A 2,623-nucleotide genomic window follows, 5' to 3' on the forward strand; every position below is an offset into this window, starting at 1 on the left:
CCATAAATCCACCAAAGCCAACTCCTAAAGATTTTAAAAACCCAAGCTTTGCTAATAAAAAATTTGGCAAAACAATGCCACTCAACCCAAACATCCCTTTTAGCACTTTTAAAGCATCTTCCCAATCTTTTGCTCTAAAAAATACCCAAGTAATATTTATGAAGTTAAATGTTATGAACCAAGCCAAAAATTTATTCATCTTAAAGCCAAGTTCGCTCCAAATTCTGTGAATAACCAAGGCAACGCCATGCAAAAATCCCCAAAAGACAAATGTCCAGCCAGCCCCGTGCCATATACCACCTATTATAAAGGTCGCCATTAAATTTGCATATGTTCGAAGCCTGCCTTTGCGGTTACCACCTAGCGGAATATAGATATAGTCTCTTAAAAACCTGCTTAGTGTTATGTGCCATCTGCGCCAAAAGTCTTGAATGTTTAAGGCTTTATAGGGTGAGTTAAAGTTTATTGGAAGCTTGATATTAAAAAGAAGTGCTGCACCGATAGCCATATCGCAGTATCCGCTAAAGTCAAAGTAGAGCTGAAATGTATAGCTTAGGCTAGTCGCCCATGCTTCAAATAAATTTAAGACAGTCGCCTTGTCAAAACCATTTGTTGCCCAAACAGCAAAACTATCAGCGATAACTACCTTTTTAAAAAGACCTATCGAAAATATAAATAGACCAAGTGCTATATTTTTATAGTTGATTATTCTGTTCTTTAAATTTGCAAACTGCGGCATCATCTCTTTGTGATGCACGATCGGACCAGCGATTAGCTGCGGAAAAAAGGTAACAAATAAGCAGTAGTTTAAAAAATCATACTGCTTCGTACCCCCCCCCCGTAGCACTATCGACCAAATATGCTATCTGCTGAAAAGTAAAAAATGATATTGCAAGAGGTAGTAGCAAATCTAAATGAGGTATCTGGGTATTAAAGATAAAATTTACATTGCTTATGAAAAAATCTGAATATTTAAAATATCCAAGTAGCATTAAATTTGCCACAATTCCTAGTATAAGAATAAATTTTTTAGAAATTTTACTATTTTCTTTGTTTAGCTCCACTCCAAAGCAGTAGTTAAACACCATTGAGCCTAAGATTAGCGGCAGATAAATGACATTCCACCAGCTGTAAAAAAAGAGAGACGATAGAACCAAAAAGCCCTTTGCTACTTCTGTGAGGCGCTTTTTATTTAGATAAAAATATGTAAAAAAAGTAAATGGCAAGAATAAAAATATAAATTCATAAGAGTTAAAAAGCACTCAGAAGCTCCTCATAAAATAAATGCCAATTGTAATCAGAGCTGCATACTCTTTGATGCCAAGAAATTGAAACATATGTCGTTTTGGAAAATTTTTTTGACCTATTTAATACTAATTTTGCAGCATTAAATAAATCTTGCTTAAGCCCATAATCATAAATATTCGAATCCATGATAACTTGTGGGATTACTTCATAGTCATAAGCTTTTTTATTTTTAAAGTCGTATGGATTATATATGCTGGCAATTCCACTCCTAAAACCCATTCTATCGTTCCAGCCCAAAGTAGAATCAAATAAAAACAATCTATTATGTATATATGGAGTAGTAGCTTCGCTGTAATTAAGCCAATGTTGTCTTGTTTTTACTATTTTAATTCCCAAAATTCTTTCTAATTCATCCTTTTCATACTGCAACTGATTACAATTTATAGCACTATTATAACTACCATGCAAGCCTATTTGAAAACCACATTTATATAAATCTATTAATTTCTTTTGAAGTTTTACATTATTTTTTATATCATATGATGGATCAATTAACCACGACCTAAAACCTCTTGATTTGCCTTTTACATACACGTAGAATGTTGACGTCCTATTATATTTTTTTTCTATATTTACCCAATCATCAAAACACCAATATGATGTATTTGAAAAAGCAAATTTAAATAATTCAAGTATTTTTTTTAAACAATAGATGGGCCTTGTCATCAACCTAAAAACATTTACAGAATTAAAAATCGTTTGTTTTATCCTTAGCTGAATTGTTTTTTCAATATAGTCTACATCGTGCGATAAATCAATAATATCTTTTTGCCTTTTGCCAAAAACCAAATTTTTAAAATTTATATGTAAAAAATATTCCAATTCATTAAACAAAATATTTACAATAGGGATATCAAAACTATCTTTATCTTGCCTAGGATGTCTCAAACTATAGCTACCAATATTCTTACCACTCATTTCACTAGCATATTCCTCATACCTAGATAAAAAAACAAATGCGTTCCAGAATATATCATAAGCCAAATCAAAACCTCTTTGATTTGTATCGGTATTATTTAAAATAAATAGATCATCTTTTATATACTTTATGTATGTGATATCGGAAAAATTGTGTTGAGAGTTAAAAATATTTAAATGACCACTGTTACTGCAATTGGTATAAAATACAATATTTTTAAACTTTTCCTTTTCGCCAATGCCTATAACTTCTATATCGAATTCTAATAAATTTATTTTTTTAAATTGACTTACTATATATTTCAGCCAACTTACATCATCTAAATCAGTTTTTATACTAAGCATTGTCTATAAACTGCCTCTGCCACATTTCTATGTTTAAGCAACCCCATAAATC

Annotated in this window: 1 protein-coding gene and 1 pseudogene; both read right to left on the minus strand. The window is 31.2% G+C overall.

Going from position 1 to position 2,623, the window contains the following annotated elements; translation table 11 throughout:
- Positions 1 to 1,262, minus strand: a pseudogene (locus F3G98_RS10090) (MBOAT family O-acyltransferase); the annotation flags it as partial.
- A complete protein-coding gene (locus F3G98_RS10095) occupies positions 1,252 to 2,571 on the minus strand; it encodes a DUF7033 domain-containing protein (RefSeq protein WP_149726126.1) in 1,320 nt (439 codons plus the stop codon). The gene F3G98_RS10095 and the pseudogene F3G98_RS10090, both read right to left, overlap by 11 nt.
- Positions 2,572 to 2,623 lie beyond the last annotated feature (52 nt).

The organism is Campylobacter concisus (assembly GCF_902460895.1).
GTDB classification, from domain to species: Bacteria; Campylobacterota; Campylobacteria; order Campylobacterales; family Campylobacteraceae; genus Campylobacter_A; species Campylobacter_A concisus_BC.